At 34.8% G+C, this 25,371-nt stretch carries 16 protein-coding genes; 6 read left to right on the top strand and 10 right to left on the bottom strand.

Annotated features, from left to right (window positions below):
* The first annotated feature begins 11 nt into the window (after positions 1 to 11).
* The 5 genes from A9D35_RS05655 to A9D35_RS05635 all read left to right on the top strand — a co-directional run bounded on the left by A9D35_RS05655 (position 12) and on the right by A9D35_RS05635 (position 6,597).
* Positions 12 to 1,619, top strand: a complete 1,608-nt coding sequence (locus tag A9D35_RS05655; protein WP_066220165.1) for a RagB/SusD family nutrient uptake outer membrane protein — start codon at positions 12 to 14, stop codon at positions 1,617 to 1,619.
* A gap of 153 nt (positions 1,620 to 1,772) precedes the next feature.
* Entirely contained in the window at positions 1,773 to 2,633 is an 861-nt protein-coding gene (locus tag A9D35_RS05650) for an alpha/beta hydrolase (protein ID WP_159427046.1), read from the top strand.
* 267 nt (positions 2,634 to 2,900) lie between these two features.
* Entirely contained in the window at positions 2,901 to 4,889 is a 1,989-nt protein-coding gene (gene pelA, locus A9D35_RS05645) for a pectate lyase (protein WP_083191635.1), read from the top strand.
* Positions 4,877 to 5,647: a rhamnogalacturonan acetylesterase gene (locus tag A9D35_RS05640; RefSeq protein WP_066220156.1), complete on the top strand. Its 771-nt coding sequence runs from the start codon at positions 4,877 to 4,879 to the stop codon at positions 5,645 to 5,647. Before pelA (A9D35_RS05645) ends, A9D35_RS05640 begins: the two co-directional genes overlap by 13 nt.
* Positions 5,648 to 5,667: 20 nt before the next feature.
* A complete protein-coding gene (locus A9D35_RS05635; protein ID WP_066220147.1) occupies positions 5,668 to 6,597 on the top strand; it encodes an alpha/beta hydrolase in 930 nt (309 codons plus the stop codon).
* Positions 6,598 to 6,954: 357 nt separating this feature from the next.
* Here A9D35_RS05635 and A9D35_RS05630 read toward each other — a convergent pair whose 3' ends face one another.
* Positions 6,955 to 7,995 (bottom strand): LacI family DNA-binding transcriptional regulator, encoded by a 1,041-nt coding sequence (locus A9D35_RS05630; protein ID WP_066225841.1) that lies wholly within the window; start codon positions 7,993 to 7,995, stop codon positions 6,955 to 6,957.
* Positions 7,996 to 8,599: 604 nt separating this feature from the next.
* Here A9D35_RS05630 and pelA (A9D35_RS05625) point away from each other — a divergent pair.
* Positions 8,600 to 9,895 (top strand): pectate lyase, encoded by a 1,296-nt coding sequence (gene pelA, locus A9D35_RS05625; RefSeq protein WP_141675484.1) that lies wholly within the window; start codon positions 8,600 to 8,602, stop codon positions 9,893 to 9,895.
* A 563-nt stretch (positions 9,896 to 10,458) separates the two neighbouring features.
* On the opposite strand, the gene A9D35_RS05620 is transcribed toward pelA (A9D35_RS05625), so the two are convergent.
* The 9 genes from A9D35_RS05620 to A9D35_RS05580 form a co-directional block, all read right to left on the bottom strand.
* Positions 10,459 to 12,087: a glycoside hydrolase family 43 protein gene (locus A9D35_RS05620; protein ID WP_066220145.1), complete on the bottom strand. Its 1,629-nt coding sequence runs from the start codon at positions 12,085 to 12,087 to the stop codon at positions 10,459 to 10,461.
* Between the two features lie 9 nt (positions 12,088 to 12,096).
* Positions 12,097 to 13,344 carry a glycoside hydrolase family 88/105 protein gene (locus A9D35_RS05615; protein WP_066220142.1) on the bottom strand — a complete coding sequence of 416 codons (1,248 nt, stop codon included), beginning with the start codon at positions 13,342 to 13,344 and terminating at the stop codon, positions 12,097 to 12,099.
* Between the two features lie 7 nt (positions 13,345 to 13,351).
* Positions 13,352 to 14,371 carry a DUF4861 family protein gene (locus tag A9D35_RS05610; protein WP_066220139.1) on the bottom strand — a complete coding sequence of 340 codons (1,020 nt, stop codon included), beginning with the start codon at positions 14,369 to 14,371 and terminating at the stop codon, positions 13,352 to 13,354.
* 5 nt (positions 14,372 to 14,376) lie between these two features.
* Complete coding sequence (locus A9D35_RS05605) at positions 14,377 to 15,825, bottom strand: glycoside hydrolase family 28 protein (protein ID WP_066220136.1); 1,449 nt, start codon at positions 15,823 to 15,825, stop codon at positions 14,377 to 14,379.
* 115 nt (positions 15,826 to 15,940) lie between these two features.
* On the bottom strand, positions 15,941 to 16,777 hold the full coding sequence (locus tag A9D35_RS05600; RefSeq protein ID WP_235817938.1) for a pectinesterase family protein: 837 nt from the start codon (positions 16,775 to 16,777) through the stop codon (positions 15,941 to 15,943).
* Positions 16,778 to 16,848: 71 nt separating this feature from the next.
* On the bottom strand, positions 16,849 to 18,180 hold the full coding sequence (locus tag A9D35_RS05595; RefSeq protein WP_218017730.1) for a pectate lyase family protein: 1,332 nt from the start codon (positions 18,178 to 18,180) through the stop codon (positions 16,849 to 16,851).
* Positions 18,181 to 18,298: 118 nt separating this feature from the next.
* Positions 18,299 to 19,849, bottom strand: coding sequence for a DUF5123 domain-containing protein (locus A9D35_RS05590; protein ID WP_159427045.1), 1,551 nt, complete (start codon positions 19,847 to 19,849; stop codon positions 18,299 to 18,301).
* Positions 19,850 to 19,883: 34 nt separating this feature from the next.
* Positions 19,884 to 21,656, bottom strand: a complete 1,773-nt coding sequence (locus tag A9D35_RS05585) for a RagB/SusD family nutrient uptake outer membrane protein (RefSeq protein WP_066220127.1) — start codon at positions 21,654 to 21,656, stop codon at positions 19,884 to 19,886.
* A gap of 17 nt (positions 21,657 to 21,673) precedes the next feature.
* Positions 21,674 to 24,826, bottom strand: a complete 3,153-nt coding sequence (locus A9D35_RS05580; protein WP_262487505.1) for a SusC/RagA family TonB-linked outer membrane protein — start codon at positions 24,824 to 24,826, stop codon at positions 21,674 to 21,676.
* Between the last annotated feature and the right edge of the window lie 545 nt (positions 24,827 to 25,371).

The following is a 25,371-nucleotide window of genomic DNA, read 5'->3' as shown; positions in this document are numbered from 1 at the left end:
AATCAGGAAAAATGAAAAAAATAATTATAAGTTTAGCAGTAATAGGGTTGTTATTTAACTCTTGCGATAGTTTCCTTGAAGAAGATGTACGTTCTAATGTTGTTGCAGAAGAATTTTATGTTACACCCGAAGGATTTGAATCTTTAGTTAATGCAAACTACGCTTTATTAAGTGATATATATGGAGGAGAAGCATGGTTATTCTGTGCGGGAACAGATATGTATTCAGATGGGAGAAATCCTGCGCCAGAAGATATTAGTAGGTATTCTAATTTAAGTCCAGGTACCAGAGAAGTAGAACCTCTATATGTAAATAGTTATAATGCCATCCAGAAAGCCAATATGGGACTGTATTATGCAGATATAACGGAGCAAACCGACAATATCAGTACACGCATTGGAGAGTTAAAATATTTAAGAGCGAATGCCTACTTTTTATTGGTACAAACATATGGTGGTGTAAGTTTAATTACAGATTATATTTCATCTCCAATTCTAGGATTCGACAGAAGCTCTGCTGAAGATGTGTATGCATTTATTATTTCAGAATTAAATGAATCTTTAAATTTAGTAGGTAACGGGGCTTACGATGGCCGTGTAAATAAACGCGCTGTGCAACATCTTTTAGCTAAAGTATATTTAACTAGAGGGTATGAAAGTTTTGGTTCTGCAGATGATTTTTCTCAAGCAGCATCTTTAGCTGATGCCGCAATTGGTGGTCAATCTTTAACCATTCCGTTTGAAGACTTATGGGAGCCTGGAAATGAAATGAATGCAGAAACTTTATTCTCGGTACAATATAGTGCTTCTATTACTAGTGCAAATCCTACAGAATTAGGAAACTTACAGTCTTATTATTTCGGGTCTTACCTTGGTGGTGCCGAAGTTGCTGGAGATGCACCATACAGAAGTTACAATTTAATTGCTACAGATTACGCCATAGATTTATTTACTGAAAAGGATAGCCGTTGGGCAGCCACTTTTATGGTTGAAATTTTTGATAGATACTACGATTATTACGATGAGAGCGATCATAGTTCTTTAGAAGTTGTAGATTATTATGCTCCAAAATGGGCATCTTCAACCCAAGATAGTATTTCCTACGTTACAGCACACCCAACAGCAACATTCCATAGATACGGAAAATATTCGGCAGGTGTTGTAAGTTCGGATAGGGAGTTAATAACAGTTAAGAAGTTTGACGATCCTAATGAGCCGTTCTCTAATGGAAGGTCAAGTACTCGTGATATTATTTTATCTCGTTTAGGTGAAACCTACTTAGTTGCTGCAGAAGCTTATTTTAAAGCAGGAAATTCGGGTACTGCTCTAGAGCGTTTAAATGAAGTACGACACAGAGCAGGTGTAGACCCTTTAGCTAATATAGATATTGATACCATTCTTGATGAAAGAGGTCGTGAATTATTAGGTGAATATCACCGTTGGTTCGATTTAAAACGTACAGGAACGCTGGTAGAAAGAGCATCGATGTATAACTATTTAATAAACGAAGGAAATTTTGCTGGTAATAATGGCGAGCTTAAAATATTACGCCCAATCCCTCAAATCGCTATCGATTTAAATCAGAATAATGATTTTTCACAAAACCCAGCTTACAATTAAATTATTAATGTTTGTTTGAATTAGTGTTTGACATAGGAGCTTGAAACATTTCGGGCTCCTATATCATTTATAAAAAATTAGCCCAATTAAAATGTTTAAGGAGAAGTGTCTTTTATTACTTTTTTGTGTTGCACTATAGTGCTATATTCACAAGTGATTTCAACTGCAGACACATCTTATACGATAACTTCAGCATACAAAAAAGTACTTAAAAAACACCCTTACATTTCAATAGCAAAAGCAGATACTAAACAAGTAAAAGCGCATTTAAATATTCCATATAAAATAATTGGAAAAGACAATTTACAATTAGATGCTTTTATACATGATAGTGCAAGTTTAAAACCAGCTATTATTTTAGTACATGGTGGAGCGTGGAAATCTGGATCTAAAGAACTTCTAAATCCGCTAGCAGAGCAATTAGCAGCATACGGATTTAATAGTTTTTCTATAAATTACAGATTAGCACCTCAATATAAATTTCCTGACGCTATTTTCGATATCAATGATGCACTTCGGTATATCGTTAAACATGCCGATGAGTTTAAGATAAATCCAAATAAACTAATACTATTAGGCTGTTCCTCTGGAGCCCAATTGGCTTCATTAGTGGCTACAACTTCGCAAAGTACAACATTTCAAAAACAGCTAGTTCATTTAAAAGCACTTATAAATATTGATGGAATTTTAGCTTTTAGTCATCCGAAATCCGAAGAAAGCACCTCGGCGGCTAACTGGATTGGGGCTACGGAAAATGACAATCCAGAACTTTGGAAACAAGCTTCACCTTTAACATATGTCGATGAAACGTGTCCGCCTACTTTATTTATTGCTAGCGATTTTGGGCGTTTTCAAGCAGGTCGAGATGAAATGATTTCGATTTTAAAGCAGCATACTATTCCTTATCAGGTAAAAATAATCCATGATGCGCCGCACACCTTTTGGTTATTCAATCCTTGGTTTGATGAGGTTACCCACATAATTATCGATTTCTTAAATGTCATTCTTAATTAAATTTTTATTATGAAAATACGTCTTTTCATATTATTGCTTTCATTATTAGTTTTTATACTTGAAATTATTCACTAGAGAAATTGAAATCAAAGAAACTGCAATCCAATCAGAAAATATGGTAAAAAATGATCCAAAAATTTATACAGAAATCTCTTTATTACAAGGACCGAAATGGGTGTATGCCCATAGGTATATAAAGAATTTAATATAGAACAAGTTAAATATAGAGTTTAAGATTTTTAAATTTCCTGGAGTCAAAAAAGATGTATGATGTATTTTAAACAAATTTTTATTTTTTTAGTTCTGCTAACTGTTTCTGGAGGTAATGCCTACTCACAGGTATTAGATTTGTCTTGGAAACACATAGTTCAAGATATGGATGCTAGTTGGTATGGTACAGAGGAGGCGCAAGGTATTGCCAATACTGTTTTATTATATCAAAAAAATATTGGAGGATGGCATAAAAATATTGCCATGCATAAGCCCTTATCGGAAGAAGAAAAACAAAATCTTATCGCTTCAAAACCGGATGCAGACCGGTGTACTATAGATAATGGTGCTACTTATTTGGAAATGATTTTCTTATCGAAAGTTTATAAAAAAACTAAAAATGAAGTTTATAAATCGGCTTTTTTAAAAGGCTTAGAATATCTGCTAGAAGCACAATACCCTAACGGAGGTTGGCCTCAATATTATCCATTACGTAAAGGGTATTACACACATATTACTTATAATGATGGCGCCATGATTAACGTTATGTCTATTTTAAAAGATATAAATGAAGGTTCCAAAGATTTAGGAATAAAGGTAGACAAGTCCACCTTAGAAAGAACACAAATAGCGTTCAACAAAGGGGTCTCTTGTATTTTAAAAACCCAATATAAACAAGAGGGTGTTTTAACGGGCTGGTGTGCCCAACACGACGAAATTACGTTTCAACCAGCAAAAGCACGAGCCTACGAATTACCTTCTTTGGGCGGAGTAGATACTGCTCAAATTGTATTGTTGTTAATGGAAATTAAAAATCCCTCAGATCAAGTAAAGCGTTCTATTGAAGCTGCTGTAACATGGTTAGAAAAAACGAAAATAACCGGTTTAAAAGAGGAGCGCTACAAAACAGCAGATGGTTTAAAAGAAAAACGCTATGTACAAGATGTAACGGCGAAACCGCTTTTGGCTAGATTCATGAATTTGGAAGATAATGCACCTTTCTTCTGTGACCGAGATGGCGTAAAAAAAGCTTCGATTATGGATATTAGTCAGGAGCGTCGGGCAGGGTATGCTTGGTATAATTCAGGGCCAAATAACGCTCTAAAAAAATATCCGGAGTGGAAAAAAAGTTTGAGAACTCATTCAAATAATGAAAACTATATTACGGTGGCCCAAGATGGTAGTGGCGATTATTCTTCTATTCAAGATGCCATTAATAATTGCAAATCATTTCCGTACGAACGCATAACTATTACTATAAAAAACGGAATCTATTTCGAGAAAATTCATGTTTACGAATGGAATCCGAAAATTTCATTTATAGGTGAAGATAAAGACAAAACCATTATCACCTATAACGATTCTTTTAACGGTGTTAATTTAGGTAGAAATAGTACTTTTCATACACCTACAGTTTTGGTAGAAGGCAATTATACTCAATTTAAAAATGTAACTATTCAGAATTCTGTAGGAGATGTTGGTCAAGCCATTGCTCTAAGTGTAAATGCCACTGGGTGTGTTATTGAACATTGTAATATTTTAGGAAATCAAGATACGCTTTACTTAACAGGAGAAGGGAATAAACAGTGGTTTAGAAACTGTTTAATAACAGGCACAACAGATTTTATTTTCGGAAACGCGACTAGCCTTTTTACAGATTGTGAAATTCGAAGTAAAAGTAATTCTTTTATCACTGCAGCTTCAACGCCCCAAGACACCCCATTTGGATTTGTTTTTAAAGATTGCAAGCTTACAGCTAAGGATGAAATAGATAAAGTTTACTTAGGTAGACCTTGGCGATATCATGCTAAAACCGTGTTTTTAAATTGTAATTTGGGAGCACATATTGTACCTGAAGGTTGGCATAATTGGTCTAAAACAGATGCAGAATCTTTAAGCTTTTATGGGGAATATAAAAACTCAGGAAAAGGTGCTTCTACTAAAAATCGAGTAACATGGTCGCATCAGCTTAGCGACAACCAAGCAAAAGTTTATTCAGTAAAAAATATGTTAGGAATTAAATCAGAAAAGGAATGGTTGCAATAAAAAATCTTTATAATATCAAATTACTTTTAATCATTTTATCAAGTACCGCACTCTTAGCGTTTTCAACGTCACAAGATAAAAAGATAACAGTTTATATGATTGGTGATTCAACTATGGCCAATAAAAAGGAACCTGAGATTAATCCAGAATTTGGCTGGGGACAAGTGTTTTCAACTTATTTTAATAATCAAGTTTCTGTAGAAAATAAGGCTGTAAATGGGCGTAGTAGCAGAAGTTTTATTGCGGAAGGCCGTTGGGATAGTATTTATAAATACATTCAGCCAGGGGATTATGTATTTGTTCAATTCGGACATAACGACCAAAAGGAGAAAGACCCGAAACGATTTACAAATCCGTTTACGCAATACCGTTATAATTTAGAGCGTTTTGTTAAAGATACCCGTGAAAAGGGAGGGATTCCTATTTTATTATCATCTATAGTTAGACGAAATTTTAATGAATATGGTGTTTTAATAGATACACATGGATCATACCCGTTAGTGGCTCGAATGGTTGCTAAAGATTTAAAAGTTCCGTTTATCGATTTACAAGGACTAACCGAAAATATGGAGATAGAATATGGGGTAGAAGGGTCTAAAGTGCTTCATTTGCATTTTAAACCCGGAGAACATACATATTACCCAAATGGAAAGGAAGATGATACACATCTTTCTAAACAAGGAGCGACCGAAGTGGCTGATCTTGTTGTTTCGGCATTAAAGAAACAAGTACCAGATTTAGCAGTATATTTAAAATAAACTTCATTTAATTTTTAGGTATGTCTTTAAAATTTCAACGACCATGTTTATGCTTTTTTAGCTTGTTTATAGGTATTAATCTTTCATTATTTAGTCAAACGGAAACGGTTCCACTTTGGGGAAATCATATTCCTAATTCAATCTTAAATGAAAGTTATATCGAAGATCCTAGTTTTGAAAACGGTGAGTTAATCCGAACCACTTTAGTATCTAAACCTACATTAAGTATTTTTAAACCAAAACATAGTAACGGAACAGCTATTGTAATTTGCCCAGGTGGTGGATACAAACATTTAGCCATGAATAAGGAAGGATTTAAGGTGGCTAAATGGCTAAATACCTTAGGCATTACAGCTATTGTTTTAAAATACCGTTTGCCCGACGACCGTATCATGTCCAAAAAAAGTATTGGGCCCCTACAAGATGCCCAAGAAGCTATGCGTTATGTAAGAAGGCATGCTAAGGCATGGAATGTTGATCCGGAAAAAGTAGGGATACTAGGGTTTTCTGCTGGAGGCCATTTAGCTTCAACGGTATCCACCCATTTTAATCCTGAAGTATATGAATCTGATGAGGCTTCTGCTAAACCAAATTTTTCTATATTAATTTACCCTGTAATTTCTATGCAAGATGGTATTACACACAATGGATCGAAAACCAATTTATTGGGTAAATCACCTTCTATAGATGCGATTCAGTTATACTCAAACGAGTTACAGGTAACTAGTGAAACACCTCCTACATTTTTAGTACACGCCACCGACGATAAAGCAGTGCCAGTGGAAAATAGTATAAATTATTATGTTGCCTTAAAAGCAAAGAAGATTCCTGTAGAAATGCATTTGTTTGAAAAAGGCGGTCATGGTTTTGGATTAAGTAACCAGGCCACCCATGTGCATTGGAAAACACTTTGCGAGCATTGGTTGAGACTACATAATAATATTCCATAGAAATCTAACATAAAATCATTGGTGAAGAATTAACTGGTGTGTTATTTAATTCCCTTATATGAAATTAGTTGTAGTATAAGATGTTTAAAGTGGAGAGTCTATATGTGAAAAGTTAAAAAGCATGGAAGTCATGGCATGAGAGATTCCCGAATTTATTGTAGATGTAACTAATGATGGCATTTAAATTAAATCAAAATATCAAATCAAATTAGTTTTATTCCGTGTAAAGACGGGGTGTATTATAAAAAACAAAGTTGTTGTTGTTTAAAATGAGGTCGTTTAACTTTTTAGTTTAGCGGCCTCTTTATTTTTAATTTAATCCATTAAAATAGTTAGGTATCCAGAAGTAAACGAAAATTAATTTTTTGTTCCAGTCTTTTTCCTATCCGACGATTGTCTTATTATTAATTCGGGTTCTAAAACTACTTTCTTTTCAGAACGAATTCGTTTGGAGTTATTTATTTCTTCTAAAAACACACGTGCAGAAAGTCTTCCCATTTCAATAGGAGATTGGTCAACAGTAGTAATGGTAATTTCCATGAATTGCGTGAAAGGTTCATTACTAAAACCAATAATACCTATGTCTTCGGGAATTCTTAGTCCGCGTTCTTTTATTTCTTGAATGGCTCCAAGAGCAGAAAAATCACTAGAAGAAAATATGCCATCGGGAGGATTCTTCATATCTAATAAGGTTTTAGTAACTTCCTTTCCTTGTTCAACTTTACTTCGAGATTCTATAACTAAATTTTCATCGTAAGGTAAACCGTTATCTAGTAGTGCTTGTTTGTAACCAGCACATCTATTTTTAAAAATAGTTAATTTTTGGTCATTTGAAATATGAGCAATGCGTTTGTAGCCTTGGTTAATTAAATGTTGAGTAGCTTCATAAGCACCTTTAAAATCGTCTATAGTTACTGAACTTACTCCAGGAATGTCTTTACTTCTATCAAAAAATATTAAAGGCACATTCTTTTTAAGGATGTTTTTAAACAGGTCATTATTATCTTCCTTTGAATTAGAGATGGACATTAAAATACCATCAACTTGTAGGTTTAAAAGTGAATTAATATTACCTAGCTCTAACTCCTTTTCGTCGTGAGTTTGGCAAATAATGATGTGGTAACCTTGAGGGTATAGCTCTTCTTCAATACCGCGTATAACTGATCCGAAAAAATTCGTGTTAATTCGAGGTACAATAACACCAACATTAAAACTCTTACCGCTTTTTAGAGCTTTGGCCAGTTTGTTTTGTTCATAATTTAGTTCTGCCGCAGTTTCTAGAACGAGTTCTCTCGTCGCAACACTAATCTTTGGGTTATTATTTAGAGCTCTTGATACTGTTACGGCTGTAATATTCAGCTTTTCAGCAATATCATAAATAGTTGTCTTTTTATTCATTAATGCATTCCCTTGTTGAAGTGGTGCAAAAATACCCAAAAATATAAGCTATACAAATAGTTTTTTTGTTGACTTTTAATTAGTTCTTTTATTATTGATATAAAATTATTAATTGTCAATATTTCATGAATTTAATGAGTTATTAATGGAATATCTTAATTATATATAAAAACTCAAATACAATTTAAAAAAAATATTAATTGATATTAATATCGGGCTTATATATAAAATATAATAGACGTTTGTGGTTAAATGATTGTAAAAGTGTGAGGTAATAATACTAATATTCTATATGCTAAAATTTTCACTATTAGCAATTCAAGTGAAGTCGAGTATTTTTGATTGCTAAAATTTGTCTTAGACTGCGTTTAGTCTTCCAATTTTGTTATTATTCCAATTAAAAATAAGTGACTAGCTACCGATTTTTATAATAAAATTCATTATTATTTATTATATGTTTTTAAGATGCTTTTGCTTTTAATTATTTTATTTAACATTTTATTTATTAAATAAAGTTAAACCTATTTTTCTATTTAATATATATTTATTAATATTGCGTAATCGATTACATTTTGATTTTAATATTTTTATAATAGCATATTTAATGAATAAATTTTTAAAACTTTCTAGTTTACTTATCATATTTCTTGTTGCAGCATGTAGTAGTGATGATGATAATGAAGCCAATCCAGGACACGTGTTAGTTTCGGCTATAAACATTCAGGGGAATGATATAATTGATGGTAAAACAACTACATTAAGAGCTAATATTTTACCAGAAAACGCAGCAAATAAAGGTATAGATTGGAGTATTTCAGACAAAAAAATAGCAGATATTAGTGATGCAGGTGTGCTTAATCCAAAAGATAATGGAGAGGTAACCGTAACCGCAACGGCACAAGACGGGAGTGGGGTTAGTAGCAGTATATTAATTAAAATTTCAGGTGTAAACCACGGAACCATTTTACAAGCCGAAAATATGTTGTTATGGCAAAGAAATAATGGAGGATGGCCTAAAGAACCTCACAATGATTTTTCGGGCTATAATCGCGAACAAACCGATGCCGAAATATCCGCCGCATTAAATGGAAAAAGCAAAACCGATACGACCATAGATAACGATCATACCGTTGGAGAGATTAGAGCTTTATTGGATGCCTACCAAGTAACTTTTAACCCAGCCTACTTAGAAGCTGCCGAAAACGGTTTAAATTATCTTTTTGAAGCGCAATACGATAATGGCGGTTGGCCACAATATTATCCAGATAAAAGTGGCTACAGGCATCAAATAACCTTTAATGATAATGCGATGGTCAATGTTATGAATTTTATGTGGGATATTTCAAAAGGTGAAAATGACACAGGAAATTTTGAAGATAGTTACAAAGAAAAGGCCTTCAATGCCTTCAATAAAGGTATTGAGGTTATTTTAAAAACACAGATTACTGTTAATGGAACCAAAACCGCCTGGTGTGCTCAGCATGATGATATTACTCTGCTTCCTGCAACAGCTAGATCTTATGAATTACCATCTATTAGTGGTTCTGAGTCTGTAGGTATTGCTAGAACTTTGATGTTAGTAGAAAGCCCTTCTTCAGAAGTAAAAGCCGCTGTAAAGGCAGCTATCGAGTGGTTTGAAGATGCTAAACTATATGATATTGATACTAAAAAAACAGCAGATGATGTGATTGTAGTTGATGCGCCAGGAAATATTATTTGGGCACGTTTTTACGACTTAGAGACTAACATACCATTTTTTTGTGGTAGAGATGGAATAAAGAAAAGTACACTGGCTGAAATTGAAAGAGAACGACGAACTGGGTATGCTTGGTATGGCACTTGGCCTAAAAATATTATAGGATCTGAATATACTAATTGGAAAAATAAACACGGAATCTAAATTCTTTAAAACTTAGTTTTTTTATTCATTGGAGAAGAGGTGATTGTCGTAATGACAATTACCTTTTTTTTTATAAACAAAAAATCCCCTTAGAGCTTAAAAAAACAAGGGATAATTTACACTAAAAACCATATTTTAATAAGCTCATCATTTATTCCTATACTTATTTGAATTTTAAGTATATAAAGAAATGTATTTTAAATAAATAATATAGATACATAAAACATTTAAAACGATTAGGTTATGATCGCTTTAAATGTGTCAATATAATAATTATGCCTTAAAATTTTGCTTTCGTTTAGATAAATATTAACTATTACTTATGAGGATAAAATTTAACTAGGCATGGGGGCTTTATTTTCTCGGAAACTGAAGGTTGATTTTATTTTGTTTCATTTGTGTTCAATAATTTGAATGTCTAAGGATTAGACAACGGCTAGGTTAATGATGCGTGCTTGAAATTGAGTTTGTAGAAATATAACCATGTTTCATTTATTTCAACAAACTCAATACACAAGATATTCTCATTAGTATAATTCGATCTTAGCTTAGAAAAGGTTGGATTATTTACCAATTTTAAAATAAGATACATCGGCATAACCACCACGTTTAGCCTCCATCGTGCTTATCGAAAATAAACCCACTTTGGCACCAATCCATTTACCCTCTTTGGCTTTAAACGGTTTGCCTATTTTTTTGAAATTTTTGCCATTTTCAGAATAACTGAATTGACACATCGCATTGGGAGCCGTGATTTCTACTTTAAAAAAAACAGTATTCGATTTTAATCTTTTTTCTTCAATTATTTTTTCTGAAGCACCATGAATGGCATCCATGCTTTCGGTTTGTTTGATGTAAAAGCCTTTGGAATCGTTTGCAATGCTTAAAGTGGCATAATCCATGCCCATGATAATGATTCCTGCCGATTTTCCGCTTTTAGCTTCTTCAGGAACTAGAGTAATTTTTGTTGAAGCCGAAAAGGATGGTGCCGGAAACTTTTGAAGTAACAAATTAGGCATTAACCATAAATTCGGAATCGCTTCTTTGGGTTTTATGGAAAACAATCGCAAATAATGATTTCCTGGCAATTTAGCATGCCAAACCACATCATTATTGGCGTTCCACTGCCATTGTAATCCGATGTCTTGACCTTCAAAATTATCAGTTTCAAAAGGGGTTACTATGGGGTAGCTTTTTCCAACATTAGGTTTTTTATGAGTTTGTACAGGTTCGCCAATACCATTGCCATCGAAATCTTTACCCATTACAGGCCAATCGTTTTCCCAAGTCATGGGTTGTAGGTGCACAATGCGTCCGTAAGCATCAACATCCTGAAAATGATAAAACCAGGATTCTCCCTGAGGTGTTTCCACCCAAGCCCCTTGATGCGGCCCATTAATTTTGGTGCTACCTTGTTCTAAAACGATCTTCTCTTCATAAGGGCCGTAGATGTTTTTAGAACGTAAAATAAGCTGCCAACCCGTTGGAACACCGCCAGCAGGAGCAAAAATGTAATAATAGCCGTTTCGTTTGTAAAATTTTGAACCTTCAACCGTGTCGTGATGATCATGACCATCGAAAACATGAATGCCTTTATCTAACACTTTGGTGCCTTCAGCATTCATTTTATTAACACTTAACAGGCTTTTTACACCTGCACGACTTCCTGCGTAAGCATGTACTAAATACGCATCGCCATTATCATCCCAAAGTGGCGAAGGATCAATAAGACCTTGGCCTTGCATCACAAGGACGGGAGCATCCCAAAGTCCGTATGGTTCTTTGGTTTTTACCATATAAATCCCATAATCTGGGTCGCCCCAATAAATATAAATTTCATTGTTATGATAGCGAATACTAGGTGCCCAAACGCCATTACCGTGTTGTGGTATACTGAAGTTTTCATGAGGAATCTGTTCTGGCAAAGCATGATTGATGAGTTGCCAGTTTACCATATCTTTAGAATGTAAAATAGGTAGGGCAGGAGCCGCATTGAAGCTTGAAGCGGTCATATAATAATCATCGCCCACTCGAACCACATCTGGATCGGAATAATCTGCATATAAAATAGGGTTGGTGTAGGTGCCGTCGCCATTGTCGGCAACCCAAACATCAGAAACATAGGGTTTTTCTGTTTGGGCGCTTAGACAGGTAACGTAAAATAATACAAATAATAACGAATGAAACTTCATTAAACCTTGTTATTTATTAAGTTCTAAACTCGCCATAATAAAAGGACCAGTACCTTTAGGGTCGTTAGAGCGGATAATTTCACCAATATAATATTCGTAAGAGCCATCGCGGTAAGGGTTTCCACCTAAGCCTGCAACACCACAACATTTGTTAAGGTTTACAACACCGTTTTCTTCAACAGAAACAAGGTTTTTTACAAGACTATCGTAAGCTTTGTTGGCAATATCTAAATATTTCGCAGGCAAATAGCCTTTGTTAGCGCCTTTTGCAAAAGTGTAGGTAAACATGGCGGTTCCTGTAGCTTCTAAATAGTTGCCTTCGCGATTGCCTTGGTCTAACACTTGCCACCATAATCCAGAGGCATCTTGAACTTTAGTAATGGCTTCAGCGTATTGATTTAAATAGGCAATAATGCGCGCTCTTCCAGGATGATCTTCTGGTAAGAAGTCTAAAACATCTACCATTGCCATGCCGTACCAACCCATGCCTCTAGACCAAAAGTGCTCTGAGTTTCCAGTGTCTTTATTAGCCCAACGTTGGTCTTTGCTTTCATCCCAACCATGGTAAAGCAATCCTGTTTTTTTATCGCGACTGTGTTTTTGTATTAAATCGAATTGTAGTACCACATCGTTATAAATGTGTTCTCTTTTCGCCTCATCCTCAATGTATTCTTTAGCGTATCGTGTGTGGAATGGTTCAGCCATATATAAACCGTCTAACCACATTTGATACGGGTATATTTTTTTATGCCAATACCCACCGTCTGAAGTTTTTGGCTGCGTGTCCATTTGGCTATTTAAAGTTTCCATAGCCGTTAAAAAGCGTTGTTCCTTTGTTTTAGGATATAAATACAATAAAACATCGCCTGATTTTATCATATCTAAATTCTGATTTGATAATTTATAGGTTAAAATGTTTCCGGTACTGTCTATCATTTCATCCGCGAAAGCGTAAATGTAATTGTATATTTTTTCGTTTTTGGTTTGCTCGTAAACACGTGCGGCGGCATCTAAAACCAAGCCGTTGGTATAACTCCATTTTGGCTTATCTCTAAAGTCTAAAAGAGATGCTTTAGGGAAACGTACAATTTCCGAAAGCATCATACGTTCCGACCATTTTAGGTTTTCTGGAACTACTTTTTCTACCGCTGCGGTTTCAGCCTTTGTTTCTGTTTCAGATTTGGACTCCTTACAGGCTGTTGCCGACAACCCTAAAGCCAATGTAAAAAGGGCTATATATTTAGTTGATGTCTTCATGAATGGTTTAGTTTATTGTGTTGGTTGAATTCAAGGTTTCTAGTTTTGTGTTTAAATCGGCTATAAAATCAGCTTCTGTTTTAATGCCGTTAGGTTCTTGTTCCCAAGCTGCTAAAAAGTAATAAGTGATGGTTTTAGTTGTTGGTTTAAAGATGACTAAATGATCGTGCTGTCCTTCTTTTTGTTCGGCTACTTCATCTAATTTATAGAACAATGCCATACCTAAATGATCTGGAGGACTAACTAGAGTTTGCGCGCCGTAGGTAGCGATGTATGCCCATTTTTCACCAACTTTTTTGGTAACAGGAATGTTTTTTGCGATAACAATCCCCGTACATAAACCTTCAATGGCTTTTGAAGGGGTTAATTCAGCTTTAGTAAATCTGTCGTTAGGATAGATGCTTAAAACCGATTTTAAACCGATGCTGTCGTCGCCTGTTTTCCAATCGTCATAAGAAATGGTAATGGCCGATTTTTCATCGGTATTAGAAATCGCAGCGTGGGTATCTTTAACGTTCTGAAAATGTACAATCGTATCGGCTACAATGCGGCCGTAACCACCAATACCCATAGATTTCCCTGCTTTTAAAATGTCTTGTCCCCAAGCAGAAGGCTCATGATAGGAATCGAATCCATCCTGACCCACATTTGGCAACACCATGGTGTCTACTTTTTTTCCGAAGATGTCTATGGCATTTCTCCAATCTAAATAAATGCGATAGCCTACTTGGGCATTTTCCCAACCTGGCCCTTCATAACGAATGTACCAAGTATGGTCTGTATGTTCTTTAGGAACTTGAAGTTCTTCTACATTTTTAAATGATGTACCATTGGCATATTCCATATGTCCTCTAGGGCCATCGACCCAAGTTCCGCCTTGAGCGATAGAAATTTCGGCATAGGTTTTTTTGGCTTTTGGAGCTTCTATTACAACGTTGGTAGTTACCTCAGTTTCGGTTTTTGTTTGTTTGTCTTTACAAGAAAATAGACTTAAAAAGACAATTGATATTAAGGTTAATTGTTTCATGGTCTTTATTTGGTGGTTGGTTTAGTATCGTATGCTTCGCCGTTAATGGTCGTGTTTTTAAATACAACTGGTTCTGAATTATCAACTTTCATTGGTGTTTTTGCACCTTTAATATGCACGTTGGTAAGCGTTACATTTTCAATAATAGCTTCTTCACGTCCATGAATTAAAACGCCGTATTTACCACTGTTTTCAACAGTCATGTTTTCTAAATGCACATTTTTAATGGTTGGAATATGCTCGCCTTCTTGATTGGCATAAATACCGTAATGCAAGTTTATTTTTAAAGCAGCTTCTTTTACTTGTCCTACTTGAACATCGCGTACATATAGGTTTTCAACAAAACCACCGCGTAAAGTATTTGTTTTAATACGAATGGCACGGTCTAAATTCGGACTGTCCATTTTACAGTGTCTTACGAAAACATTTCTTACCCCTGCAGAAATTTCAGAGCCTAAAACCACACCACCGTGACCATCTTTCATGTCACAATTTTCAATCACTATATTTTCACTTGGAATATTAACACGTCTTCCGTCATTATTTCTACCTGCTTTTATAGCAATACAGTCGTCTCCCGTATCAAAAGTACAGTTTGTAATATGTACATTTTTACTGTATTCAGGATCGCAACCATCGTTATTAGGGCCGTGACTAGAAACAGTTACTCCGTCAATTCGAACAAATTCACAGCGTAGCGGATGGATAACCCAAAACGGTGCATTGGTAATGGTAACACCTTCTAGCAATACATTTGTACAATCCATTGGCTCGAAAAATGTGGGGCGCAACTGGTATCCATCACCAAAAGTACGTTCGGCAATTGGGGTTTGATCCTCGTTCATTTTACGTAATCGCGGTAAGTTGATGGAATCGTGTTGTTTAACAGCGCCTTCAACATAACCGTATACATCTTTACCACACCATGGCCACCAATTTTCGTTACTTCCTTGTCCGTTTAATACTCCTTTTCCTGTAACAGCAATATTATCTTGTTTGTAAGCACGAATAAGAGGGGCGTAGTTCATTAATTCCACACCTTCATAAGACGTGTGAACAATAGGTAAATAATCTTTATGATTTGTAGAAAATAACACATTAGCACCTGCTTCTAAATGCAGATTCACATGACTTTTTAATTCAATAGGACCTGTTAGAAAATCGCCAGTAGGAATAATTACTTTTCCACCGCCAGCTTCATTACAAGCATTTATAGCTTTAGCGATAGCTTCTGTGTTTAGCGTTTTTCCGTCTGAAACGGCGCCATAATCAACAATGTTGTAGTTTTTATCTGGAAACTCAAGAACTTTTATGGATTTGATGATGTTATCAGCTTCAATAAAAGCATCTGCTTTAGCTTTTTCTTTTTTCTCCACCTTACAGGATTGCATGCTGAAGCTGAAAATGGCTAGGCATAGTATTGAATAAAGTACTTTTTTTGTGTATGTTTTCATTTTGAAATAGTTTAATGTAATCGATTGTATAAAAATAATGAAGTTGTATATATCTACATAATTTTATTGGATAATATTACGTTAATTATTTTAATTCTTTTAAATGGGTGATTGTTTAAATATTTGGATTCCAATTGTCTAATCCTTTTAAAACATTTTTTTTACTGAATTTTTCAGCTTGCTTTTTGTTTAGTTTTTTGGCCCATTTTACGCGATTATTTGAAGCGCCAGGTCCAAACGAATTATATTCGGCATAATAGGTTCTTTTTTCAGCCTTAGGTTTGTTCCAATTGTGCCAGCCTTCGGGCTTTATCTGTTTGTCCATAAAACAGTCTATCCAAACTGTTTGCGCATAATCGCGCCAGGGTCTGCCCAAATAAAAACTTTTTTCTAAGGCGCTTCCTGTAATTTTACAATCTTTAAATACAAAACCGTAATCAGCCGATTTCTCTGTTGATGCCGCGGTAATGTAGCCTTTATTTTTACAGAAGATTTCACAGTTTTCAAAAAAAGCAGTAGACCATCCGAAAATAAAATCGACCGTACCTTCTATATAGCAATCCTTGTAATATTGCCTGCTGTTTTTTCCGTGGAGGTAAAGGGTATCTTGGTTACCTAAAAATTTACAGTTTTCAAAAATAACTTTGTCGCCATCTATTCTCACAGCTACAGCCTGACCAACGGGGCCAGCGCTATTTTCAAACGTGATGTTTTTGGCTTTGAAATGATCCCCAAAAATAAAAAATGATGAAGAGCCTGTAGTGCCTAGTTCTTCGCCAAAAGCATTGTGTTTTTGTGAAAAATCATCATAAGTTATAAGGGTTTCATTTTTGTTTTCACCTACAAAAGTAACATGTATTTTGGAAGCCGGAAGGATTAGCTTTTCCTTGTAAATCCCATTTTTAATATAAATTTTAGTTTCCTTTTTTCTAAAATCGGGAACGGCATTTATAGCTGCTTGTACGGTTGTAAAGTCGCCAAAACCAGATTGATCAACGACGAAATCATAGGCTTCTCCATTAATTAGGCTTTTTTTTTTGAGCGATTTGAAGTGATTAAACTATGGCTATACACTTCAATGTTTGTATAGCTTTTATCTAAGGTGTTTAAATTACCGTCGTTTTCGTTGGGATTGAGTTTGTGTTGTTTTTCCCAAGCGTCTGGCATGCCATCTTCATCGCTGTCTATTTGACCTTTTTCAGTTTTTATAAGTGGCCAACCGCCCACATTTTCTTGCGAGTCGATAATGCCTTTTTTGTAATTCGCACTGCCTTCTTTGGTGTTGTGAACCACGCGTGCATCTGCCGAATCTCTAAACAAACTAGCACCTGCATATTTTAAGACTTTATTATAGGCGTCTTCAGCGCTGTCTGTTTTTATATTGGTGTTGATAGAAATTTCACTTTCTAATTTCGTTGCTAACGGATTTTCACATTGTACACCACCATTCCAATTGTTTTTTGAAATTTCATCGTAACCAAAAACATAATTTCCATCGACATAAAATTGACCATAAGGTTCAGATGGATCGACAATACGATCTAGTTTTGATGAGGTGGTAGCTGGCCCCGATTTAAAGTAATTGTTAACCAAATTGTAGGTTCCTTTTTCGCCGCCATAAATGTTGTTTTCACCCCAATTGTAAATCACGTTATTTCTGAAATCTACAAATTCATTTTCAGAATTTTCGGTAGTTGAAGACCCGCTAAATCTTGGGTTTCTACTATTGTTACTCACTAATAAGTTATGATGAAAAGAGGCTTTAACGCCACCCCAAATACCCCCATAACCATGAGCGCCTTTTTTGTGAACCGATCGGTTTAGTGCTTCGGAAATAATACACCATTGTAAAGTGAAATTTTTATTGTTGTAGAATGAACCATTTTCATCGGTTGCCCAACTGATAGAGCAGTGGTCTATAATCACGTTATTTGTGTCTCTACAACCAAGGGCATCGCCTTCAATATTATGAATGTCGCCCATTCTAAATCTTAAATAACGCACAATAACATTGTCTGCTTTTATGGTAAACGGATAGCCTTTTAAGGTAATGCCTTCGCCAGGCGCTGTTTGTCCAAGAATACTTAAATTGCCTCTGTTTACATCGAGTTTTGAGGCTAATTCGATGGTTCCTGAAACTGCAAAAACAATGGTTCGTGGGCCTTTTTTTAAAATACCCTTTCTTAAGCTGCCTTCTCCATCATCATTCAAATTAGTGACGGTGTAAATTAGTCCGCCTTTACCTCCTGTAGCGAATTGCCCAAAGCCTTCAGCTGTAGGAAAGGCTGGTTGTTGTGCATTCATAATAAATGTAAGTACTAAGAATGAGAAAAGAATACTTGGTTTTTTGAACATAAACTTAATTTTTATTTATTTCTATTTCTGGTCATTATGGAACTACAAAGCTATTAGGAAATAAAAGAGGCATACATTACTGCATACCTCTTTACTTAATACAGATTGTTAATTAATTTTACTGTAACCAACGAGGGTCTCCAATTGAATTATCGATAATATTTTGATTTGAAACTTTGAAGTTACCTGTAGATGGATCAGTAAATCCTGGATCTTCTTTTGTTCCAGTAGCATCAAATACTCTTTGCTCAGGATTCCAAAATCCATCGGCATTGAAGTAATTATTATTACCAAAAGTTGGATTTGGATCGGTTTTACTTTGATCTGAATAGCCTTCAGATACTGTATTTGTAATTAAATTATTTTTTGATGTGAAGGTATTTGAGTTAAATCTTACATACATTAATCTTTTACTAGAATCGTTAGAACAACCATAAAGTGTGTTGCTTTCAAAAATCACATTACAATTTAGACCAGTACCTGTTGTACCAGTTTCGTCAATTCTAAAGAAATCACGACCAGGCGCACAGTTGTTAAAAGTTGAATTTGTAACCGTTACGTTATATACATTTGAATTTCTGAAATCGATAAAATCGCCTCCGTTTGTCCAAACATCGGTAACAATACAGTTGTTAACTGTTACTGTCTGTATAAGCGCATTGGCAACATCACCAGCGATAAACGATTTGTTGTAATCACGAATGATACAACCTTCAATTGTTAAAGAATTGTAGTTTCCAGCAGCGTTATATCTTACCACATCATTGTTGCTATCAACTCCAGAACCATCACCTTGTAAATCTAAATCGATAAGGCTAACATCTGTAGCTCCATCAAGTAAAGAAAAAGCTAATTTTAATTGTGGTTTGAAATCGGCTCTTAATCCTTGAAGTGTAATTGATTTATTTAATTCAATTAATCCCGTTTGAGCAGAGTAGTCTCCTTTTTCGAAAAGTAAGATGTCTCCAGGCGCAGCTTCTGCAATCTTTTGAAAGATGTCATCATCTACTGTAACTAAGGTATTATTACCAATATCGATACCTGTTACAATTGAAGCTGACCCTCTTATTTTTGCATCATTGAATAAGATTGCCTCGTAACTTGTTTCCGGAATTAATCCAGTAACCGTTGCAATCCCTGCCGTTTTTTCGTCGGCTGTAATAGCGTGCGTAATGCTTCCTGGTTCAAGTACTAATTTGGTTACTTCGGCATTTGGTTCCCATCTAAACGTAGCTTCTAATGCTTTGATATCTCCGGGTTCGGCAGGTAACATAATTTGCTCTGTTAGTGTTAAGGCTTGAGTAAGTGCCCAAGTAGAATCATCTAATCCTCTTGAACTTAAAGATTTTACTCGGATATAGTATAGGGTTTCACCATCTAATCTTAATTGAAGTGGTAATTGGTCTGGTGTAACATTTAGTGTTTCGTAAATGGTGTTAAAATCAGGATCGTTTACACTAAATTCAACCACATAGTTTTTTATTTGATCACTTTTTGTCCAATTTATTTCAACTGTTGTTTGGTTTCTCACACGCGTATTCAAACCAACAGGAGCAAATTCTCTGGAGGTAACAAGATCTTCTACAAGCTCCTCATCATATCCACAACTAATAACCATGGCGGTTAATACTAAAGTGAATATTGTTTTAAATAAATATTTAGTATTCATTATCATATTTCGTATTATTTAGGTTTGTAAATTGTTAATAACCGTAATCGTTAGTTAAAGTATTGTTACTTCCATCAATAAATACTTGCCAAATAGGCCAGAATTGTCTTGTGTCCGGGTCTAATTTGTAAAGAGAATTAATTCTTTCATCATTTATAGAATTCCATGATACCGCAGAATATTCTGAACCTGGATCTTGGTGTTCATTTCTATTAAAACCATAGAGTTCTAGGGTTTCGTTGTCTTCGGCATATTTATAGTAAACTGTAGTTGGTACATCTTTATAATTACCAGTACGATCTTTTAAATCAGTTAATTTAGCTTTTGCGTCTGCTAGTTTTGTCCCTAACAGATTCCATCTAATAAGTGCTTGTTTACGTTCCATTTCTCCAGTAAACTCGAATTTATGTTCATCAACAATAGCATCTAACATGGCTTGTTTACTGCCTAATGCATCTACGTACGCATCTACTTTTGTTGAATGATATTCTGGTTTAAAAGCTCTACGACGTAATTCTTTTAGATATGGAGCAGCAGCTCCAGGGCCTTCTAGTTCATTAGCAGCTTCCGCAGCAATAAGAAGTACTTCAGCATATCTCATATAAATTTTGTTAACTCCATCATCATTGGTAGAAGTAACAATACGGTTCATCCACTCATACCGGTATTTTCCAAAGTACCATGTTTTAGAGTCTACTAATTCTTGTTGAGAAAATTCATCGACAGCAGTTCCCCATTGGTAAGGTACACAAGTAACTTCTCGTCGTGTATCGGCTTCATCGTAATCGTAGAAGAGAGTAGGTAAAGGACCTACACTTCCACCTCTAGGTTGTTTTGTGTATTGGTCATTACTTCTGTGTCTAACTCCAAAAGTATATAATACACGACCACGACCATCTGCAAATGGAATTTCCCAAAGTGATTCTTTTCCTGCGGTAACATCTTCCTCCATTAAGTTTCTCCAAAGGTTTTCAAAAGATGGAATAAGATGTACAGTTCCGCTTGCAATTATAGATTTACATTCGTCTAAGGCAAGCGAATACATATTAGCTACAGATAAATCTGGATCTTTACTTCGTCTAACGCCATCAGGATATTGTTGGAAACCACCTGCAACCATAGCTAAACGGGCTCTTAGTCCTTTAACAAATGCTTTGTTAACACGTTCTACGCTAGTAGTTTCTATGGTTTCGTTTGGCCAAGCAACTAAATTGGATGCTTCCCCTAAATCTGCAATGATTTGTTTGTATATAATATCACGACTTGATTTTGGTAAATAAATGGTTTCAGTATTAATAGGTTCAAAACGTGCCACTACATCACCCCAAGCTTTGGTTAAATCTGCATAATATAAGGCACGTAAAGTTAAAGCTTCACCTAAATATTGTCCCATTTCATTTCCAGGTTCTGGATTACCGTAAGTGCGTATGCCTCGAATACAAATATTAGCACGTTCAATACCTCTATACATCATTGCCCAAGCATTGTCATCTCTATTCATTTGAGCATTGTTAGGCATTGCATTATAAATTGCAAGATCGCCCGTTGAATTACCTACATTTTCAGAATTGTATGTGTATTCGGTGTCGGTGTTAGAGCCATACATTGGGATAAAACGTCCTCTGTAAGAGTTTGTTTCCATCATTGGTTGTATAATACCATCTATAGCACCTTTAGTAAGTCCTGGCTTAGAAAAAATCACAGATTCATCTAAAGTAGATTTAGCTGGTGCGTCCAGATCATCACTACAAGAATTTAAAAAACCTGCTATTATTAATCCTGTTATAATTATGAATTTATTTTTCATTTTAAAAAGATATTTTATTAAAAGTTAAGGTTTAAACCAAAAACTAGTTGTCTACTTTTTGGGTATGGAGAATAATCTACCCCAGGAGTTAGTGGTGTTTTTCTTCTAGTGTTAACTTCTGGATCTAGTCCTGAGTAATTGGTTAAAATAAAGACATTGTTTGCAGATAGATAGAATCTTAATTTTGCGATACCTGCGTCTTCAAGGATTGCTTCAGGAACAGTGTAACCTAAAGAGATGGTATTTAATCTTAAAAAAGAACCATCTTCTACTGCCCAATCACTAAATACGTAACGGGACATGTAAGGCGACCACATGGTTGTATTTTGGTTCATTTCGGCTAATCGAGTAGGGTCTGTAACTAATTGACCACTTACAGGGTCTAAATTCGTCCATCTTTTTCCATCTCCCATTATGGTACTTAAGTTTCTGTATTGTCCATTTTCATTAGATGTTGTAAACTCAATTTTATTTGCGTTATAAACATCGTTACCAACGCTCCAGTTAAATGCTGCCGAAAAATCGAAACCATAGGCATTGGCATTAATAATTAAACCACCTGTGAAATCTGGATTAACATCACCAATAACAGTTTGGTCGGCAGCAGTAATGTCTCCGTCACCATCGATATCTTTTAGTTTCATAGAACCAGGCATTACATTACCTATCCATGTATTATTTGAAACTCCTGGTTTTAGGGTATAGGTATTGGCGATAGGATCGTAATTAAAGTCGTCAACTTCGTAGCGACCATCACTTTGGAAACCATACATAAGGCCTAAAGGCTGACCAACTCTTACAACATAATCATCTCCAATCTGGGATGAAGCCCAGTTTGTGTCTGCTCCAAAATCATTCATTACACCTAATGAATTAATTCTATTAACATTTCTAGCCATGTTTAAAGTAAAGCTTAAACCATATTTTTCGTTATTAATAGCTGCAAAATTTAAGGTAGCTTCTAAACCACTATTTTGAACTTCTCCCATGTTTCTATATTGAGAAGTATATCCAGAACCAGGTGTAGGGAAGTTAATTAATAAGTCTGTTGTTAAATTTTTATAAGCTTCGAAGGAACCACTAAATTTTCCTCTGAATATATCAAAATCAAGACCTATATTTTGGGTTATCGTTGTTTCCCATTTTAAATCTGGATTTGCTAAAGTGTTAGATGCCGCCCAGTAACTAGGCACACCATTAATATAAGTAGTAGTTCTAGATAAGAAATTTTGAACCGTTTGTCCTACAGGGATATTATTGTTTCCTGCTTCACCGTAACTTAATCTAAGTTTAAGTGTGTTTATCCAATGTGCACTTTCTAAAAAAGACTCTTCAGAAATTTTCCAGGCAAAGGCGGCAGAAGGGAAGTAACCCCATCTATTATCACCTAAAAATTTACTTGATGAATCGGCACGAAAAGTAGCAGTAAATAAGTAGCGATTTTTGAAATCATAATTTGCACGTCCGAAGAATGATAATAGTTTATCATCAGGACTATAATAGTTGTCGGTAACTACAGGTGTTCCTTGAGTTGTTAACTGCCTTGCATCGGTAAAGTTAAAAAAGTCTGGAAAGCCTTGAACTTCATTAAGTAACACGTTGTTACGGGTGTGTATCCATTCTTGACCAACAAGAAATTTTAAACTATGATTTTCGTTTAAAAACTTTTTAAAATCATAATTTAAAGTATTTGCATTTCTAAATCTAGTTCTTTTTCCGTCTGTAAATTTAAGAGCAGGTAGGCCTTGGTTTTCAGCAGCAGGATTATTATTAGCGTAGTAAGTAGAGCTTCCGTAAAATCTAAAGTCTTGATCGTAGTAATTATCTAGACCAAAATCTGTTTTAAATTGTAAGTTTTCAACGATTTTCCAAGAAAAACTACCCAATAAGTTAAAGTTTTTTTTCAATTTTAAACGTTGGTTGTCGTTTACAGCAACAAAGGGGTTTACAAGGTAACTAGAAAGTGCCTCATCGGTTTCATCTGTAGTTAATCCTGGTAAGTAAATAGGAGAATAACCTACGGAATGTCTAAGGCGTGCGTCGGCAGAAGATACCTCGTTTTGCTCGTTTGCACCGCCACCGTTAACTTCGGTATCTGAATACCTCATGGTTAAACTTAAATCAACTTTCTTACTGGCTTTACTTTTTAATGCAAAAGATATATTGTCTCTTTTAAATCGAGATCCAACCATAATTGCTTTTTCATCGTATAGGGCGTAATTAAAGTTAAAATTTATTTTTTCTGTACCTCCACGAACGGATAAATTACGGCTTTCAACCTCACCCATTTGACCGTAAATTTGTTTTTGCCAATCATTAGCTTTCACCTCATCATATAAATCATGATCCTGCCATAATCCAAAATATTTTTCATAGGACTCTAAATTGTCTCTAAGTAGAGCATATTCATATTGCCAGTTAACAAAATCTGATGGGTCTTGTACATCTATAGTATTAGCAATTTTTTTTGCACCATAAAATGCATTAAAGTTTACTTGAATTTTACCTTCTTTTCCACTCTTTGTTGTAATTATAACAACACCGTTAGCACCCCTAGAACCATAAATAGCTGTAGAAGAAGCATCTTTTAATACAGTAACATTTTCAATATCTGTAGGTGATACATCACTCATACTGTTTACTGGAAACCCATCAACAATTATTAAAGGTGAAGAATCTTGTGTTAAAGAGCCACCCCCTCTAATTTTAATTTGTATTTCAGAATCTGGAGACCCTTCAGCAGAGATGACTTGAACCCCAGCCATTCGTCCTGTTAATGTTTCAGCAACACTTGAAATAGATTGTTTTTCTAATGCCTCACCGGATACCGTTACTACGGAACCTGTTAGATCTGATTTCCGTGTGGTACCATAACCAACTACAACAACCTCATCTAAGGATTCTAAACTAGGCTTAAGGGTTACGTTTATAATTTTTTTACCACCAACTTTGGCTTCATGAGTGAGGTATCCCATATAAGAAAATAGTATGCTGGCGTTGGGATCTACATTGGTTAAGGTATAAGCACCATCAAAATCTGTTGTCGTACCGGTTGTAGATCCTTTTACAATAATAGTAACTCCGGGTAAAGGGCCTCCTAAATCGCCATCTGTTACCACACCAGTTATGGTAATTTGATTTTGTGCTTCTACGCTGGTTGTGCTTAGAATTAGAAATCCTATAAATAACCCTAAATGAGTTTTTTTGTAAGGACTAAATTTTATTCTGTCTTTAAGAGAGAGAAATAGTTGAGTTAATAAAAAAAATTAGTCATATAGTAATAATGTTTAGTTTCAAATTATTTTTAGCTAATAGGTTTCTTTGATAAGATCATTTAATTTAGTTTGAATTTGTAATCGATTACACAAAAGTAGTTGATTTAATTTAAAAACAAAATTAAAAGTTAATATTTCATCAATTTTAGGTTAATTTTTTTGATTCCTATTTAAATAAGAAAAATCTTACAAATATTGATTTTTTGTAATTTTATGATTATAATTTTATGATATGTTTATAAATTGCATGAATTATTGTGAAATATTAATATATTTTTAATGTTATTTTTAAATTTACTTTATAAAAGCTAAATGTGGCTTCTTCTTTAATATGTTAATTAATCCTAAAATATAATGGCATTACGAGAGGTTAAATAGTGTAAAAAAACCTCGAGATTTGGTATAGAACCTCGAGGTTTATTGTGTAATCGGTTGTGTTT

Source organism: Formosa haliotis, assembly GCF_001685485.1.
Classification (GTDB): domain Bacteria; phylum Bacteroidota; class Bacteroidia; order Flavobacteriales; family Flavobacteriaceae; genus Formosa; species Formosa haliotis.
This window is presented reverse-complemented; position numbering and strand designations above follow the sequence as displayed.

Excerpts from the sequence above, each read along its gene's own strand:
- A9D35_RS05655 (WP_066220165.1), top strand. The coding sequence starts at position 12 with ATGAAAAAAATAATTATAAGTTTAGCAGTAATAGGGTTGTTATTTAAC.
- pelA (WP_083191635.1), top strand. The coding sequence starts at position 2,901 with ATGATGTATTTTAAACAAATTTTTATTTTTTTAGTTCTGCTAACTGTT.
- A9D35_RS05640 (WP_066220156.1), top strand. The coding sequence starts at position 4,877 with ATGGTTGCAATAAAAAATCTTTATAATATCAAATTACTTTTAATCATT.
- A9D35_RS05635 (WP_066220147.1), top strand. The coding sequence starts at position 5,668 with ATGTCTTTAAAATTTCAACGACCATGTTTATGCTTTTTTAGCTTGTTT.
- A9D35_RS05630 (WP_066225841.1), bottom strand. The coding sequence starts at position 7,995 with ATGAATAAAAAGACAACTATTTATGATATTGCTGAAAAGCTGAATATT.
- pelA (WP_141675484.1), top strand. The coding sequence starts at position 8,600 with ATGAATAAATTTTTAAAACTTTCTAGTTTACTTATCATATTTCTTGTT.
- A9D35_RS05620 (WP_066220145.1), bottom strand. The coding sequence starts at position 12,087 with ATGAAGTTTCATTCGTTATTATTTGTATTATTTTACGTTACCTGTCTA.
- A9D35_RS05615 (WP_066220142.1), bottom strand. The coding sequence starts at position 13,344 with ATGAAGACATCAACTAAATATATAGCCCTTTTTACATTGGCTTTAGGG.
- A9D35_RS05610 (WP_066220139.1), bottom strand. The coding sequence starts at position 14,371 with ATGAAACAATTAACCTTAATATCAATTGTCTTTTTAAGTCTATTTTCT.
- A9D35_RS05605 (WP_066220136.1), bottom strand. The coding sequence starts at position 15,825 with ATGAAAACATACACAAAAAAAGTACTTTATTCAATACTATGCCTAGCC.
- A9D35_RS05595 (WP_218017730.1), bottom strand. The coding sequence starts at position 18,180 with ATGTTCAAAAAACCAAGTATTCTTTTCTCATTCTTAGTACTTACATTT.
- A9D35_RS05590 (WP_159427045.1), bottom strand. The coding sequence starts at position 19,849 with ATGAATACTAAATATTTATTTAAAACAATATTCACTTTAGTATTAACC.
- A9D35_RS05585 (WP_066220127.1), bottom strand. The coding sequence starts at position 21,656 with ATGAAAAATAAATTCATAATTATAACAGGATTAATAATAGCAGGTTTT.